This is a genomic window from Novosphingobium sp. BL-S-21, assembly GCF_055521655.1.
The window spans coordinates 1,638,215-1,654,478 of sequence record NZ_CM145496.1; the positions used below are offsets into that span (position 1 = coordinate 1,638,215).

The window sequence follows — 16,264 nt, forward strand, 5'->3', positions numbered from 1 at the left end:
CTCAGGCCTTGCGTCCGGCGGTGCGCGCCTTGTCCTGCGCGTCCTTTTCGGCCTGCGCCCGCAGCTGCGGATGACGGCTGTAAAGGAACTGCTGCTGCGCAATGGTCAGGATATTCGAGGTGATCCAGTAGACCAGCAGGCCCGAGGCAAACGGCGCCATCACGAACATCATGAACCACGGCATCAGCGCGAAGACCTGCTGCTGGGCCGGGTCCATCTGGGCCGGGTTCAGCTTGAACTGGAAGTACATCGTCACGCCCAGCAGCAGGGCCAGCACGCCAATGGCAAGGAAGCCCGGCGGGTTGAACGGCAGCAGGCCGAAGAGGTTCAGGATGTGCAGCGGATCGGGCGCGGAAAGGTCCTTGATCCAGAACACGAAGGGCTGGTGGCGCATCTCGATCGCCAGCATCAGCACCTTGTAAAGCGCGAAGAACACCGGGATCTGCAGGAACATGGGCAGGCAGCCGGCAAGCGGGTTCACCTTTTCCTGCTTGTAGAGCGCCATGATCTCAAGCTGTTGCTTCTGCTTGTCGTCCTTGTAGCGCTCCTGGATCGCCTTCATCTTCGGCTGGATCGCGCGCATGGCGGCCATCGAGGCGAAACCGCGCTGGGCCACCGGGAACATGATGCCGCGAACGATCGCAGTCAGCAGGATGATCGCGACGCCGAAGTTGCCGACCAGGCTGAACAGCTTGGTGAGCAGCCAGAAGATCGGCTTTTCGAACCAGCGGAACCAGCCCCAGTCGATCGCCAGCCCGAAGTTGGCGATGCCCGACTTCTCGTAGGCGTCGAGCACCTTGTGCTCCTTGGCGCCGGCGAACAGCTTGGTTTCGCGGGTCAGGCTCTGGCCCGGCTGGATCACCGACTTGTCATAGACGACGTCGGCGCGGAAAATGCCGTTGCCCTGCGAACGGAAGGTGCCCTGGGCCTTGGCGTTGACCGGGATGACGGCCGACATCCAGTAGACGTCAGTGAAGCCGATCCAGTCGGTATTGCCCGGCTGCGGCATCGTGCCGTCCTTGGCCAGCGCGTCATACTTCGGACCGAAAGCGACCGAACCGTCGAACGCGCCCACGCCGCCGGTACGCAGCGTCCAGGCATAGGCCGCCGCGGTACGGTCCGTACGATTCACCAGCGCGAAGGGCTGGATCGCCACGGCGCCCGAACCACGGTTCTGGATCTGCTGGTCGGCGGTGATCAGATAGTTCTCATCCACCTTGAGCGTGATGGAGAAGAGTTGGCCCTGGCCGTTGTCCCAGGTGAGGACGACAGGCGTCGACGGCGTGAGCCGGGCGCCCTGCGCCACGGTCCATACCGTCTGCGCGGTCGGCGCGGCCACGCCTTCGCCGACCCAGCCGAACTGGGCATACTGCTGCGCCGGCGTTCCCGAAGGCGAGAACATGCGGACCGGGCCGGAATCCTTCTCCACCGTTTCGCGGTGGCGATTCAGGACGAGGTCGTCGAGCAGCGCGCCGGTAAGGTTGATCGAGCCCGAGACGCCGGGCGCGGCGATGGGAACGCGGCCGGGAGCGGCGAGCGCGGTCTTCAGGTCCTTCTGCTCCAGCGCCAGGTCGGCCGCATCGCGCAGGCCGCCTTCACGAGTGGGCTTGCCGGCACTGGCGGCCGCATCGGTCGGGTTTCCAGTATTCTGGGCGACCGGCGCCGGCTTGTTGGCCTGCGGATAGAAGTACCCCATCCCGGCTTCCCAGCCGAAGAGCACGAGCGCGGTCAGGACGACCGCCAGGATGATGTTGCGCTGCTTATCCACGAAGGTTTTCCTGTCGTATTCGCGTCCGCGGCAGCGACCAGGGCTGCCTCGATTTCATTCAGTCAGGGACGGGGTCGTAGCCGTGCCCACCCCAAGGTTGGCAGCGCAATATACGCTTGAACGCCAGCCAGCCACCCTTAATCGCACCATGCTTGCGGACCGCCACGATGGCGTACTGCGAGCAGGACGGCGCATAGCGGCAGGTCGGCGGCATCACACGCGACGGGCCGAGTTGCCAGGCCCGCGCCACCAGAATCAGCAGGAGCCCAGGCACGGAAGCCAGGATGGCGAGCGCCCTTTTCACGGCCGCGCGTCCTTGTTCGAGGCGTCCGAGCCCCCGCCAGTGCCGCGCCCGTTACTGCCGCCCATCTTGCCAGGGCCGCCTTTGGGCGGGCTGCCCTTGCCGCCCGGGCCACGCTTGCGGCCGCGATGGCTGCGGGGCGGATCGCCCTTGCCGGCCTGGGCGCGGCCGAGCGCCGCCAGCAATTCGTCGCGAAGCAAGGTGAAGTCCCGCTCGACGCCGTTTTCGCGGCCGATCAGGACGTGATCGGTATCGGCCAGGCCGTGCTCCGGCAGCATCTCGCGCAGCAACGCCCGAAAGCGCCGCTTCATGCGGTTGCGCACGACGGCATTGCCGATCTTCTTGGTGACGGTAATCCCCGCCCGCATGCCCTGCCCACCATTCGGCTTGGCCAGGAGCACGAAACCGGCGCGCGCGACTCGAAGACCGCCGTTGGCCGCAACGAAGTCGGCCCTTCTGGTCATCGTGGAATAGGCGCTGGTCATTGCGGTCGAAGATAGGGGCGACGGCTCTCGATCACAAACGGCACCCTTCGCAAATGGCAGGGATCGCCAGAACAGGCGATCGTGAGCCGCGTGCGGCGCCGGATTGCGGCCGCCCCATACGGCGGCGGCCCGTGCCGCCACCCGAATCCCCGAAGGCAGGGGAACTCGGATGGCGGCACGGGCCGTGCCGCATCCAGCCGTGAGGCTGGAAGACTTAGGCCGAAAGCTTCGAACGGCCGCGAGCGCGGCGCGCACGAAGCACCTTGCGGCCGCCGACGGTCGCCGTGCGGGCGCGGAAGCCGTGACGGCGGGCGCGAACAAGGCGGCTGGGCTGGAAAGTGCGCTTCATGACGGTCCTCGAAATTCAAATACGGCCCCGAAGGACCCGAACAAAAAGGGCCGCCCAAAGAAGGTCGACCGCAAAACAGAAGCGCGCCGTTACTGGACCGGTGCGGGAGAGTCAAGGCAAAGGCACATGAAACGGCAGATCCGAAGAGGCCTCCGGCGCACCGAGGCTGCCCTGCCTGGATCGCCTTCGCCATTACCCACAATGCCCCCGCGCGTCTACTGGAGCGCCACGTCCCGAGCCTCCCCATCCATGTTAGCATCGCGGCCGAAGGCCGGTTTTCGGCGGCAGAAACGGTGGGTGCGGCGAAGCGATGGCGATGGAAGAGCGTATCAGCGTGCTGGTAGGATGGGCCTCGCGCGACCTTGGCCCGAACATCCTGCTCGAACTTCAAACCTTCGAAAAGGAAGGGTGGGACTCCGGCGACGAGCCCGACAACGCCCGATTCTTCCTGACCCGCAGCCAGGCCGCGGTCCTGGCGAATCACCTGCTTCAGGTCAGCGGGGCACAGCGGCCCGCGCGGCGCAGCGGTTGGCTCGGCTCGCTCTTCAAATAGAACGCCTCGCAGGCCGCACCTTCTGCCAATTCGCCCGGATCCGCCCCCTTGCGCGCGAACGGTCAGCGCCAAGGCGCTCGGGCAAAGGGATTCGATTCGCTCCGGCGTGAGAAGGGCATTGCCCTCTTTCCTTCTGCAGATCCCGTCAGGCGGCGGCAGAATCGCAGCAGGGGTCGCTCGACCATGAGGTGCGTCACGCCGCCCACGAAGCAGGCAAGGACGACCACGGGCAGCACCAGCAGATACTGCGGTATCCGCGCCACTTCCGGAGATCTCAGGGCCAGGCCGTAAGCCATCAACACGAAGAAATGAGAGAGATAGAGGGCGTAGGAAGCATTGCCCAAGGCAACGAGCGGCCGCACGACCCGCCCAAACCAGCCGCGGCCACCACTTTCCCGCACTCCCAGCAGGCCGGCAACGATCACCGCTCCCGCCGTGCCCCAGGTAGCAACCCTGCCCCATCCGCTGAGGCCATGCGTCGTCTCGTGGGCTACGAACAGCGGCGCGACATAGAGCAGGGCGAAACCGCAAAGGACGAGCAAAGCCCCAAGTCGGGTTGCGCGCAGGCCCGCGATCAGGCCCGAATGAAACTGCGCCAAACCCAGGCCCAGCAGGAATTCGAGCGGGATCGGATCGGTAAGGAAGCGCCGGATCTCGCTTTCCGGCAGACCATGAGCCAGCAGCAGGACCGAGACGATGATTCCGCCTGTCCCGAGCAGCGCGGCCCTGCGAGAGCCCGCCATCAGGCAGACCGCGAAGACCAGATAGAAATACACTTCGTAGACGAGCGTCCAGGCCACCCCGATGATCGGCTGTCCGCCGGGGAGAAGCGCCAGGCCGGCCACGATGTCTCCGGCCGAGAGCGTGCGCGATTGGAAGAACCCCAGGGCCATGAGCGACAGCATCGCCAGGCAGGCAAGCCAGTAGAGCGGATAGATCCGCGTGGCGCGCCTTTGCAGGAAAGCGGCTGGCGAAGGCGCGGGGCGCCCTGGAACAAGGCTGGTATGAGCCATGATGAAGCCGCTGATGACGAAGAAGATGTCGACTCCGCCGGCTCCCCCCGTAGTGAGCCAGTCCGGACTGAAAGCGCCGGGGACCCCATTCGACGTTTCCAGAGCATGGTGAAAAGTGACTGACAGGGCGGCCAGCGCCCTTGCCACCTGAAGCCCGACCAGCGAACCCGAAGCGCCGCCATCGGCCGCGTCGGTCCTGTTCAGACGCTTTTGCCCGTGTCGGTTGCCCGCGCCGTTCTCCGCCAAATCCATTGCATCGACCCGCATTCCGCGCCAGCCCCCCGCCCGCGCAACGGATCGATCATGCTGTGGATCTCAGCTCTCCTCCAAAGGGAGACAGGTCCGTTATCGTTGCAACAGGGTAAGTTGCGTGGAGGTCCAGCTGCGCGTCCGGTCCAGCCTGACCCAGCGCGCCATCTCTTCCGCCCCGAACCAGCGCGCGGATTCGAAGGGAATGGCATTGGTCATCGCGTAGAATGCCTGCGCTTCGCGAAGATCCATTCCCATCTGCTGGTAATAGTCCAGATATCGGCGGTTTTCCGGTGCATTGGCCGCATAGTCGCGCGGGGTGCGCCCGGTATCGTCGAGCCAGGCATGAACGGCGAATTCCGACCCCGGATCGGCATAGCGGAGCCGCCCAGCCAGAAACAGCTCCACGGCGCCCGATCGCACCGACCCACCGGTGGGTACATGAGTCGTAAGCCCGCGCGCCCGGATCATGCGTCCCAGCCGCAGATTGGCAAGATCGTCCTCGGTCCCCGGGCACTCAATCATCTCCAGTTCGGAGATATTCGGATAGTCCCGCAGCAGCGCCGCGAACTGTTCGGGGCTGCGCGAATCCGTGGCATCCACGAGTGCGGCATGCGTGCCGTCGATCACGCGAAACGGGCCGTAGCGGGCGATCCCGCGCGGAATGCCGGCAGGCGCGGACTGCCAGAACGCAGCCTGCTGCTGCGCATCCTGCGCAAGGCCCTGTTCCTCGTCAGCCGCCGCCAGAGCGACTTGTTCGGCATAGCTGGGATCGACCAGCCCGGCGGGGCCTGAGCCGGCCCCGGCCTCCACCAATTCGTAGGAAATCCTGCCATCCCGCGCCGCGACCGGGCCTGCTCCGAACAAGGCGGAGGTGAGGATCGCCAGAGCGGGAATGGAGGCAAATGCGCGCATGTCCATGAGATGCAGTCCATCTGCTTACTCAAGTCACTAGAGCTAAGGTTAAAACACTTTAACCTAATGGACAACTGCAATTACTTGGGTCAAATTTCGTTATACAACGTGATTAACATTTTGATTACGACCGCCGCTCTGATTACGATTGCATCAAGGAATTGCTTGCGTGGTCGCTCTCGTTTCCACTGTCGCCTACTTGGGGTTGGAAGCGCGTGCGGTTGAAGTCCAGTGCCAGGTCGCGCCCGGAATGCCGGGTTTCGCGCTGGTCGGACTGCCGGACAAGGCGGTGGGAGAAAGCCGCCAGCGCGTGAGCGCGGCCTTGACGGCCATGGGCCTGGCCCTGCCGCCCAAGCGTATAACCATCAACCTGTCCCCGGCCGATTTGCCCAAAGAAGGCTCGCACTACGATCTGCCCATCGCGCTGTCCCTGCTGGCGGCCATGGGCATCGTCGACAGCGAGCAATTGGCCGACTTCGTGGCGGTGGGCGAACTCGCACTCGATGGCCGGGTGATCCCTTCTCCCGGCGTCCTGCTGGCCGCGCTTCACGCCAGCGAGCGCGACCTCGGATTGATCTGCCCGGCGGCGCAGGGCAGCGAGGCACGCTGGGCCGACGGCATTCCAGTGGTGGCCGCGCCCAACCTGGTCAGCCTGCTCAATCACCTGAAGGGCACGCAAGTGCTGCCGCAGCCCGAGCCCGGCCGCGCCGATCCGCCCAAGCGCGGACCGGACCTGAAACAGGTCAAAGGGCAGGAGGTCGCTCGCCGGGCGCTGGAGATCGCTGCGGCCGGGTCGCACAACCTGCTGATGAACGGCCCTCCGGGCGCGGGAAAGTCGCTGCTCGCCGCCTGCCTGCCCGGAATCCTGCCCGAACTTACGGCCGCAGAGGCGCTCGAAGTCTCGATGATCGCCTCCGTCGCGGGTACTCTGGAGGAAGGCCGCATCAGCCGCGCCCGGCCGTTTCGATCGCCGCATCACTCCGCCTCGATGGCGGCCTTGACCGGGGGCGGCCTCAAAGTGCGCCCCGGCGAAGTCTCGATGGCCCATCTCGGCGTGCTGTTCCTGGACGAACTGCCGGAATTCCAGCGCGCCGTGCTCGATTCGCTGCGCCAACCCCTGGAGATCGGAGAAGTCACCGTCGCGCGGGTCAATGCCCATGTCACTTATCCGGCCCGGGTCCAGTTGATCGCCGCCATGAACCCCTGTCGCTGCGGCTATCTCAGCGATCCCGCGCTCGCCTGTTCCCGCGTGCCCAAGTGCGCGGCCGACTACCAGAGCAAGGTCTCCGGCCCCCTGCTCGACCGTATCGATCTTCACGTGGAAGTGGACCCGGTGCGCGCGGTAGACCTTGCGCTTCCTCCGCCCAGCGAGGGCAGCGCGCAAGTTGCCGCCAGGGTCGGCCAGGCCCGGGCGGTCCAGACCGCACGCCTGGCGGGAACAGGGAACCGCACCAACGCCGAACTCGACGGCGACCTTCTGGAGACATACGCAACGCCCGACGAGGCCGGCCGCAAGCTGCTCATGCAGGCGGCCGAGGCGATGCATCTCTCTGCACGAGGCTACACGCGCATCCTTCGGGTTGCGCGCACGATCGGCGATCTGGCGGGAGAGGAACAGGTAAAGCGTATCCACGTTGCGGAGGCGCTCAGCTATCGTCGGCGGCCACCGACGGGCTGAGCAAGAGGATGACGCATGCCTTCGATGCCGACAATCCTGGTTTCTTGCCTGGCCCTATCGCTCGGAGCAACGCCCGGGCGAAGCGAACCGCCCTCGATCACACCTGCTGCCGAGACCTGCCCGCTGCCGGAAGGTTGGGCCGAAATCGCGAATCTGCAGCCGCGTTATATCGTCTTCGGGGAGCTTCATGGAACGCAGGAAAGCCCTGCATTCGTCGGTGATCTGGCGTGCGCGCTCGCCGCGCAAGACCAGCGCGTTCTCCTTGCCATCGAATTTGACTCGGGCGCCGATGCCGCCTTGCAGGACGCTTGGCGATTACCTGCGAACCAGTTCGCGCAAGCCTTGCAGAAGTTCGGATGGAAGGGGCGCTCGGATGGCGTCGCCAGCGAGGCGATGTTCGCGATGCTGGTTCGTCTTCACCGGCTGAAGGATGCAGGCCGCCCGATCGACGTGGCGGCGTTCAACGGCCCGCGCGACGAACCCCAGCGCAAGCGCTTCGCCCATCTTGCGGGGCAAGGTCCACATGAGGCCGCCCAGGCGGAGAATATTCACGATGCCGCGAGCAGCGGCAGCTATGACCGCGTCCTGGTTCTGGTCGGCGGGTTTCATGCCGAAACGGTTCCTTACGGCGAAGGCGCGAAGAGCTTCGACCCGATGGCAGCACGCCTCGCCCGGACCGGCCGCGTGGTCAGCCTGAAAATGCGCTTCGCTGCCGGCAGCGCATGGAACTGCATTGCCAAGCCCGGCAGTCGTTTCGAACCTGGACAGGCCATTCCCAAGGACGCGATCGAGTGCGGCAACCATCCCGCCGAAAGCGACGTCGATCTGAAACGCGCGCCCTTCATGCAACTGGGAGCCTTTCCGGGAGAAGCGCCGAGAGCAGGCTTTGACGGCTTTTTCTGGCTGGGATCGGTCCACGGGTCTGCGCCTCAAGTTCGGACGGATCCTCCGGAGCAGCGATAGGCAACACCACAAAGAGAGCAGCGGAAATCCAGCCCGCCCCACTATCAGCTTGCCCCGCGTCGCCGGTGCAGGCATCGCGCGGGGCATGACCGCGACGACCGACCGCACCGTACTTCTTGCCGGCCTCTCCATCGTCGTGGCGCAAGCCTCGATCAATCTGGGCGCAGCCTTTGCGAAGAGCCTGTTTCCGGTCGTGGGGCCGGAAGGCGTCGCGGCCCTGCGCACGACGATTTCGGCCGTGATCCTGCTGGCCCTGGCCCGCCCCTGGCGCAGCCGCGTGACCGGGCGGCAGCTTCGCTGGCTGCTGGTCTATGGCCTCGTGCTCGGCGGCATGAACCTGATGATCTATTGGGCCTTCCGCCGAATCCCCATCGGCATCGCCGTCGCCATCGAGATCTGCGGACCGCTGGCCGTGGTCCTGGCGACCTCGCGGTCGCTGCGCGACTTCCTCTGGCTCGCCCTGGCGCTTGGCGGGCTGTCCTTGCTGATACCCTGGCCCGGCCGGGCGCAGCCGCTCGACCTGGCGGGAATCGGCTTCGCCCTGGCCGCTGCGGCTTGCTGGGCACTCTATATTCTCTGCGGAAAGCGCGCCTCCGAAGTGGGCAGCACGACGGCGGTCTCGATCGGCATGACCGTGGCCTGCCTCGTCACCGTGCCGTTCGGGATCGCCTCGGCACCGGCGAGCCTTCCGCTCCACGCGCTCGGCCTGGGCATCGTTGTCGCGATCCTGTCGAGCGCCCTGCCCTACATGCTGGAGATGCGCGCGATGGGGCAGCTCTCCAGCCGAATCGTCGGCCTTCTGAGCAGCATGGCCCCCGCGCTCGGCGCCATAGTGGGCTTCATGGTGCTGGACGAGCGGCTGACGGCGCTGCAATGGCTGGCCGTGGCGATGATGATCGCGGCAAGCGCCGGGTGCTCCCTCGGCGCAAGAGCGCCAGTGGCCAAGGCGCGCGACGACGTGATGGCCTGAACGGAAGCCCGCATCGGGGCATTCGCAAGCCAGCGTCGACCCGCTCAGTCCTCGATGTCGAGTTGCCGGAGCACTTCGGCGATGACTCGCGGATCGCTGGCGAAACCCAGGTGCGAGCAGCGGATCGGCACGGCCCGGTCGCGTTCATGCGGCCAGCCGCAGGCCGAGCGCGGGTGGATCACCCCGTCGCGCGGGCTCCACAACGCCACTGTCGGCACCGGCGGCTTCTCGGCGAAGTCGCAGTCGATCGGCGGCGCGTCCACCGAGTGCCCGGTCACCACCTGATAGGCGCGCCAGGCATTGTTGGCCCTGGGATCACCGGAAAACGGCGTGCCCATCGTCACCACTTTGCCCACGCTTGCGGGTTGCCGGCGGGCGATTTCGCGCGCGAACAGCCCGCCGAGGCTCCAGCCCACCAGGGTGATCGGGGCGCGGTGCCGCCGGGCCAGCGCGCCGACCCGGCGCATCAGGAACTCGAAATTGTGCTGGTTGGGGCCGAAGTTGAAACCGAGGCCCCATTCGTGAACTTCGTGCCCGGCCTGGGTCAGCGCCTCGGCCATCGGCTTCATCCGGTTGGGATGAGCGCCGAAACCGGGCAGGAGCATGACGGGCTGCGGGTGAAGCGCGGTCTCGATCCCGAGCAGCTTCTTGCCGCCCCGGCGCAGCGAGGCCAGTTCGGCAAAAAACAGCCGCAGCGACGGCTTGCGGACACCCTCCGGATGCGGCTCGCGCGCAAGCGCAGCGCGGCGCACGATGGCGCTGCGCATCATGTCGAGTTGGCGCGGGGCCTGACCGTTCACTTTACCCTTCTAACTCCTGTACGGTCGGGCCCTGCCGAAACCGGGCCTTATCCCTGACAATCTCCGATGCGTTTCGTGGTGACATGCATCGTCATCTTCATCTGCCCACCGGGCTGGGAGCCCATCTGGGGCCCACCGCTCATATCCATCTTCACGGTGATGTCCGATTTGTCCTCGGCCACCGTGCCGTCGAGCGTCAGAACGGCCTTGCCGCCTTCCTTCGACGCACATTCCATTTGGGCATCCAGCTTCCCGCCATCAACGTCGAAGCGCGAATAAGTGCATTCCCGGCCCTGCCCCACATCGTGGAACATGTCGCGATAGCCCTTTTCGGCTTCGGCGGACGTCAGGCAGAAGTTGCTGACCTGAGACTTCTGAAGCGTCGACTTCATCTGGTCTGCCATCTGCTTGGGCAGCCCTGGAACGTCGATCTGCTTCACTTCGCTGGTCTGCGCATACTGTCCGGGGCGCGGTTTGTCGAGCTTGGCGGCTTCCTGTCGTACTTCTTCCTGCGACTTGCCCGGTGCGCCCGCCGCCTCGCCGGACTTCTCCTTCGATCCGCAGCCGGCCGCCAGAAACGCCAGGCCCATCGCTGCAAGGGTCATATATGGCTTCATATCAGCACCTTCCTTCGCACCGTTTCGTGACGCAAGACGTATCACCGGCCCGTCCCCGCCACCATACCGGAGGGGGTGCAGGGTGGGGGCCCGCGCCGGTGCCGTACAAAAACAGCCGAACCGCCGTTTTCGACCGACTGCCGGGTCGGATCCCCATAGAACCCGACTCCCATTGCGGGCCCGTGGCACATACCCCATATGTTCTGCCATGGCAGAGCTGATCATTCGCCGGGGCCTTGAGGAACCGGACACCTCGGGCACGTTCGTCCCCCACAAGCCGCAGCGACCCGACAAGTCGATGCCCGGCCGGCCCTTCAAGGTCGTTTCCGAATACGAACCGAACGGCGACCAGCCGACGGCCATCGCCGATCTCGTTTCCACGGCGGGCGACGGGGAGAAGACGCAAGTGCTGCTGGGCGTTACCGGATCGGGCAAGACCTTCACGATGGCCAAGGTGATCGAGGAACTGCAGCGCCCGGCGCTGATCCTGGCGCCGAACAAGATCCTGGCCGCCCAGCTCTATGCCGAGATGAAGGACTTCTTCCCCGAGAACGCGGTGGAATACTTCGTCTCCTACTACGACTACTACCAGCCGGAAGCCTATGTCGCCCGGTCGGACACGTACATCGAGAAGGAAAGCTCGGTGAACGAGGCGATCGACCGCATGCGCCACTCGGCCACGCGCGCGCTGCTGGAACGCGACGACGTGATTATCGTCGCCTCGGTCTCGTGCCTCTATGGCATCGGCTCGGTCGAGACGTACTCGGCCATGATCTTCGACCTCAAGACCGGCGACACGCAGGACCAGCGCGAGATCATCCGCAAACTCGTCGCCCTCCAGTACAAGCGCAACGACGCCGCTTTCACGCGCGGCACCTTCCGCGTGCGCGGCGACAATCTGGAACTGTTTCCCTCGCACCTGGAGGACACCGCCTGGCGCATCTCGTTCTTCGGGGACGAGATCGAGGAGATTGCCGAGTTCGATCCGCTCACCGGCAAGAAGGGCTCGGCGCTCGAAAAGGTGCGGGTCTATGCGAATTCGCACTATGTGACGCCCGGCCCGACGATGAAGCAGGCGAGCGAGGCGATCCGCTTCGAACTGACCGAGCGCCTGAAGGAACTGGAAGCCGAAGGCCGCCTGCTGGAAGCCCAGCGGCTGGAGCAGCGCACCAACTTCGACCTTGAGATGATCGCCGCCACCGGCAGCTGTGCGGGGATCGAGAACTATTCCCGCTTTCTCACCGGCCGCCTGCCGGGTGAACCGCCGCCGACCTTGTTCGAATACCTGCCGGACAACGCGCTGCTGTTCGTGGACGAAAGCCACCAGACGGTGCCGCAGATCGGCGCGATGTCGAAAGGCGATCACCGCCGCAAGATCACGCTGGCCGAATACGGCTTCCGGCTGCCGAGCTGCATCGACAACCGCCCGCTGCGCTTCAACGAATGGGACGCGATGCGGCCGCAGACCATCGCCGTCTCCGCCACGCCCGGCCATTGGGAAATGGACCAGTCCGGCGGCGTCTTCGCCGAACAGGTGATCCGCCCCACCGGCCTGATCGACCCGCCGGTGGAGATCCGCCCGGTCGAGGATCAGGTGCAGGACTGCATCGTCGAGTGCAAGGCCACCGCCGAGAAGGGTTATCGCACCCTCGTCACCACGCTCACCAAGCGCATGGCCGAGGACCTGACCGAGTTCATGCACGAGGCCGGGGTGCGCGTGCGCTACATGCACAGCGATGTCGAGACGCTGGAGCGCATCGAACTGATCCGCGATCTGCGCATGGGCGTCTACGACGTGCTGGTGGGCATCAACCTCCTGCGCGAGGGCCTCGATATTCCGGAATGCGGGCTGGTCTGCATTCTCGATGCCGACAAGGAAGGCTTCCTGCGCAGCGAAACCTCGCTGATCCAGACCATCGGCCGCGCCGCGCGCAACGTCGATGGCCGGGTGATCCTCTATGCCGACCGCATGACCGGATCGATGGAGCGCGCGATCGCGGAAACCGACCGCCGCCGCACCCGCCAGGAAGAATACAACACCCAGCACGGCATCACTCCCCAGACGATCAAGCGCCGCATCGCCGACATCGTGGCAGACACCGCCAGCCGCGACGGCGTGCTGGTGGACATCGACGCAGAGGGCCAGAACAACCTCGTAGGTCACAACTTGCGGGCCTATATCGAGGACCTCGAAAAGAAGATGCGCGCTGCCGCTGCCGACCTCGAATTCGAGGAAGCCGGCCGCCTGCGCGACGAGATCAGGAAGATGGAAGCCAGCGAACTGGGCATCCCCGACGAGCACAAGAAAGCGCCGATCGTCGGCCGCAGCAACGAAGGCAAGCCGGGAACCCGCAAGACGCGCTATGGGAAAGTGCAGCGAAAGTGGGGCAAATAGCCGGCTTCCGGGCGTAAATCAGCTCCAGATGTCGAACTGGCTGCCAAAGGCCGCCTGAAGGCTTCGGCCGAACCCGGCATGCCGATCCCAAGCCGCGCTGCCACCCGTCCATCCACGCGGCCGGCCGATCTGGCGGCCTCGCGCCCGTCCCCGCGAAAAGAAAAGCCCGAGACCTGCGGTGCAGGCCTCGGGCAGTTATCTCAGGATGGCTTGTCGCCGATCCCTCGGGTCGCGATTCGGTTGTGGACCCGTTTCGGATCAAGGGCATACCATGTTCATGGTAGCCGCCCGGAAGCTGCGTTCGATAACAGGACTTGTTAAGCACGCCCGGCCGTTCCATGACGGATTCGTGGGCAGGGACAGGGACGAGACGCGCGCGGACGATCTGGTTGGCCTTTTCGCGCGCGCGCCGTTCGAGGCCAATGGCTGGGACACGGCGCTGAAAGCGCTCGCCAGCCACACCGGCTCGGCCCGCGCGCAATTGCTGGCGCTGGGCGAACGGCACGCCGCATTCAATTGGGTGACGGACGCCAATCCCACATTCCTGACGGAATTCGACACGATCGGGGGATATCGGCCTGACGTTAACTACCGGGTCGCCACCACGCGCGCGCCGCTCGAACTGACCTGGGAAGTTCATTACACCGCAGCACGCGCCATTTCGACGAACGAGGCCTACCTCGATTACGTGCGCCGCCACGATGCCGAATTCGGGGTGCAGATGGTGCTCAGCCAGCGCCCCGGCGTGCTCTTCGGGCTTGCCGCGCTTCATGGCCAGGCCGAAGGGCATACGACCGAGGCCCAGCGCGAAGTATTCCGCCGGATCGGACCAACCGTGCTCGATGCGATCCGGCTGCAGGACGCGATCGAGCACCAGGGCGCCGCGCTGTTGAAGGGCTCCCTCGAATCGATGAGCAGCGCGGCCATCCTGCTCGACGCAGTCGGCAAAGTCTGCGGCATGACATCGGCCGCGCAGGCCCTGCTCGGGCCCTGGACGCTACAGGTCCGCTCCGCCGCGCTCCATGCGGTGCGGCAGGATATCGACCAGCGGCTCCAGGCCCGGATCGCCGCCGCGCTCACCGGTCTGGACACCGGCCCCGCCGATCTGTGGTTGCGGAGCGAGGACAGCCTGATTCTCATCGACGTGCGCACCCTGCCGCGGCAGGACTGGTCCTTCGGCTTCGCCCCGCGGGTGCTGGTCACCTTGCGCGCACCGCTTGCTGCCAGCCACGTCCCTGCGCAGAGACTGGCCGAGGCGCTGCACCTGACCACGGCCGAAGCGGAAGTCGTGATGTTGCTGGCCCAGGGCCATTCGCGCCAGACCGTGGCGCAGATGCGCAAGGTCAGCGTCCAGACCGTCGTCGCGCAGTTGCGCACCATCTTCCAGAAGTGCGGCGTCAACCGCGAGGCGGAACTGGTGGCGATCGCCCGAACGGTGATAGAAATGGCCTCGCGATAAGGCCGGAAAAGGGCGCGGAGCATCGGCCGCAGGGCCATTTTGTCATGCATCCGCCGCAACCGTCTGGTTGGACTTTGCACTGGATTCGCCGCCCCCGGAGGCCGACTGGCGCAGCAAAGGTCAGTCAGAAAGGATGAGGTTGCCATGCGCATCGAGAGTGTTGAGCTTCGTTCAAAGGTCATGCCCGCAGAAGAGGCCGCGCGCCTGATCGAAAGCGGCACCGCCGTGGGCATGAGCGGTTTCACCGGATCGGGCTATCCCAAGGCCGTGCCGCTGGCTCTGGCCGCGCAGATCGAGGCCGAGCACGCCGCCGGCCGCGCTTTCAAGGTTCGCATGTGGACCGGCGCATCGACCGGCCCCGAACTCGACGGCGCGCTGGCCAAGGCCGACGGCATCGAATTCCGCTTGCCCTACAACTCCGATCCCATCGCCCGCGAACGCATCAACAAGGGCGAGATGAACTACTTCGACATGCACCTTTCGCAGGTGGCGCCGATGGCCTGGCAGGGTTTCCTCGGTCCGCTCGACACGGCGGTGATCGAAGTCTCGGGCATCCGCGCCGACGGCAGCCTGATCCCCTCCTCCTCGGTCGGCAACAACAAGACCTGGCTGGACCGCGCTTCCAAGGTGATCCTCGAAGTGAATTCGTGGCAGAACGAGGCGCTGGAGGGCATGCACGACATCTACTACGGCACTGCCCTGCCGCCGAGCCGCGTGCCGATCCCGCTGGTGAAGCCCGATGACCGCATCGGCGAGCCTTACCTCAAGGTCGATCCCGCCAAGGTCGTCGCCGTCGTCGAAACCGACCGGCCGGACCGCAACGCGCCGTTCAGCCCGCCGGACGAGAAAGCCAGGGCGATCGCCGGCCACATTTTGGAATTCCTGAGCCACGAAGTGAAGCTGGGCCGCTTGCCCTCGGCGCTGCTGCCGATCCAGTCGGGCGTGGGCAATATCGCCAATGCCGTGCTGACCGGCCTGGTCGACTCGCCGTTCGACAGCCTGACCTCCTATACCGAAGTGATCCAGGACGGCATGCTGGACCTGCTCGATTCCGGCAAGCTGCGCATGGCCTCCGCCACTGCCTTCTCGCTCAGTCCGGAGGCCGCCGCGCGCGTCAATGCCGACATGCACCGCTACCGCGACAAGATGATCCTGCGCCCGCAGGAAATCTCGAACCACCCCGAACTGATCCGCCGCCTGGGCTGCATCGCCATGAACGGCCTGATCGAGGCGGACATCTACGGCGCGGTCAATTCCACCCACGTCATGGGTTCACGCATCCAGAACGGCATCGGCGGTTCGGGCGACTTTGCGCGCAATGCCTATATCTCGATCTTCATGACCCCCTCCACCGCCAAGGGCGGCAAGATCTCGGCCATCGTGCCGCAGGCCAGCCACGTCGATCACATCAACCAGGACGTGCAGGTGATCGTCACTGAGCAGGGCCTGGCCGATCTGCGCGGCCTCAGCCCCAAGGAGCGCGCGCATGTCATCATCGCCAACTGCGCGCATCCGGACTATCGCCCGCTGCTGGAAGACTACTACGCCCGCGCGCTGAAAGGCTCCTACGGCCTGCAGTCGCCCTCGCTGCCGGGCGAGGCGCTGTCCTGGCACCAGCGCTTCATCGATACGGGTTCGATGCTGCCTTGAAGAATTCGGGCGGCACCCCCGAGCCGTCCGAACGCCTGACCTGCCCTGCCTTCCGATGGACCATTCCCATGGCCCGATCTCCGGAAGGCAGGACGGGCC

At 65.7% G+C, this 16,264-nt stretch carries 15 protein-coding genes; 7 read left to right on the forward strand and 8 right to left on the reverse strand.

Annotated features, from left to right (window positions below):
• Window position 1: 1 nt before the first annotated feature.
• The 4 genes from yidC to rpmH all read right to left on the reverse strand — a co-directional run bounded on the left by yidC (window position 2) and on the right by rpmH (window position 2,903).
• Window positions 2-1,768 (reverse strand): membrane protein insertase YidC, encoded by a 1,767-nt coding sequence (gene yidC / locus ACZ1J6_RS16175; RefSeq protein WP_465127505.1) that lies wholly within the window; start codon window positions 1,766-1,768, stop codon window positions 2-4.
• Window positions 1,769-1,826: 58 nt separating this feature from the next.
• The gene (gene yidD / locus ACZ1J6_RS16180; protein ID WP_465127506.1) at window positions 1,827-2,072 is read right to left on the reverse strand and encodes a membrane protein insertion efficiency factor YidD; all 246 of its coding nucleotides are present in this window, start codon (window positions 2,070-2,072) and stop codon (window positions 1,827-1,829) included.
• On the reverse strand, window positions 2,069-2,554 hold the full coding sequence (rnpA, locus tag ACZ1J6_RS16185) for a ribonuclease P protein component (protein WP_134094618.1): 486 nt from the start codon (window positions 2,552-2,554) through the stop codon (window positions 2,069-2,071). The genes yidD and rnpA overlap by 4 nt, the downstream gene beginning before the upstream one ends.
• Window positions 2,555-2,768: 214 nt before the next feature.
• The gene (gene rpmH / locus ACZ1J6_RS16190; protein WP_086494189.1) at window positions 2,769-2,903 is read right to left on the reverse strand and encodes a 50S ribosomal protein L34; all 135 of its coding nucleotides are present in this window, start codon (window positions 2,901-2,903) and stop codon (window positions 2,769-2,771) included.
• A 310-nt stretch (window positions 2,904-3,213) separates the two neighbouring features.
• On the opposite strand from rpmH, the gene ACZ1J6_RS16195 reads away from it, so the two are divergent.
• On the forward strand, window positions 3,214-3,456 hold the full coding sequence (locus ACZ1J6_RS16195) for a hypothetical protein (RefSeq protein WP_243654159.1): 243 nt from the start codon (window positions 3,214-3,216) through the stop codon (window positions 3,454-3,456).
• Window positions 3,457-3,518: 62 nt separating this feature from the next.
• Here the strand turns inward: ACZ1J6_RS16195 and ACZ1J6_RS16200 are convergent, their stop codons facing one another.
• A complete protein-coding gene (locus ACZ1J6_RS16200) occupies window positions 3,519-4,736 on the reverse strand; it encodes an acyltransferase family protein (protein ID WP_465127507.1) in 1,218 nt (405 codons plus the stop codon).
• 78 nt (window positions 4,737-4,814) lie between these two features.
• On the reverse strand, window positions 4,815-5,639 hold the full coding sequence (locus ACZ1J6_RS16205) for an alpha/beta hydrolase (RefSeq protein ID WP_465127508.1): 825 nt from the start codon (window positions 5,637-5,639) through the stop codon (window positions 4,815-4,817).
• Between the two features lie 163 nt (window positions 5,640-5,802).
• On the opposite strand from ACZ1J6_RS16205, the gene ACZ1J6_RS16210 reads away from it, so the two are divergent.
• The 3 genes from ACZ1J6_RS16210 (at window position 5,803) to ACZ1J6_RS16220 (ending at window position 9,244) form a co-directional block, all read left to right on the forward strand.
• Window positions 5,803-7,311, forward strand: a complete 1,509-nt coding sequence (locus tag ACZ1J6_RS16210) for a YifB family Mg chelatase-like AAA ATPase (protein ID WP_465127509.1) — start codon at window positions 5,803-5,805, stop codon at window positions 7,309-7,311.
• Between the two features lie 15 nt (window positions 7,312-7,326).
• A complete protein-coding gene (locus tag ACZ1J6_RS16215; RefSeq protein WP_465127510.1) occupies window positions 7,327-8,274 on the forward strand; it encodes a hypothetical protein in 948 nt (315 codons plus the stop codon).
• 85 nt (window positions 8,275-8,359) lie between these two features.
• On the forward strand, window positions 8,360-9,244 hold the full coding sequence (locus ACZ1J6_RS16220) for an EamA family transporter (RefSeq protein ID WP_465127511.1): 885 nt from the start codon (window positions 8,360-8,362) through the stop codon (window positions 9,242-9,244).
• A gap of 44 nt (window positions 9,245-9,288) precedes the next feature.
• On the opposite strand, the gene ACZ1J6_RS16225 is transcribed toward ACZ1J6_RS16220, so the two are convergent.
• Together ACZ1J6_RS16225 and ACZ1J6_RS16230 are read right to left on the reverse strand one after the other, a co-directional pair.
• Entirely contained in the window at window positions 9,289-10,014 is a 726-nt protein-coding gene (locus ACZ1J6_RS16225; RefSeq protein ID WP_132265334.1) for an esterase/lipase family protein, read from the reverse strand.
• Window positions 10,015-10,091: 77 nt separating this feature from the next.
• Window positions 10,092-10,706: a DUF3617 domain-containing protein gene (locus ACZ1J6_RS16230; RefSeq protein WP_465127512.1), complete on the reverse strand. Its 615-nt coding sequence runs from the start codon at window positions 10,704-10,706 to the stop codon at window positions 10,092-10,094.
• A gap of 163 nt (window positions 10,707-10,869) precedes the next feature.
• Between ACZ1J6_RS16230 and uvrB the strand changes: the two genes are divergently transcribed.
• The 3 genes from uvrB (at window position 10,870) to ACZ1J6_RS16245 (ending at window position 16,165) form a co-directional block, all read left to right on the forward strand.
• Entirely contained in the window at window positions 10,870-13,056 is a 2,187-nt protein-coding gene (uvrB, locus tag ACZ1J6_RS16235; protein ID WP_132264852.1) for an excinuclease ABC subunit UvrB, read from the forward strand.
• Between the two features lie 349 nt (window positions 13,057-13,405).
• Entirely contained in the window at window positions 13,406-14,515 is a 1,110-nt protein-coding gene (locus ACZ1J6_RS16240; RefSeq protein WP_465127513.1) for a helix-turn-helix transcriptional regulator, read from the forward strand.
• A gap of 180 nt (window positions 14,516-14,695) precedes the next feature.
• Window positions 14,696-16,165, forward strand: a complete 1,470-nt coding sequence (locus ACZ1J6_RS16245; protein WP_465127514.1) for an acetyl-CoA hydrolase/transferase family protein — start codon at window positions 14,696-14,698, stop codon at window positions 16,163-16,165.
• The last annotated feature ends 99 nt before the right edge of the window (window positions 16,166-16,264 follow it).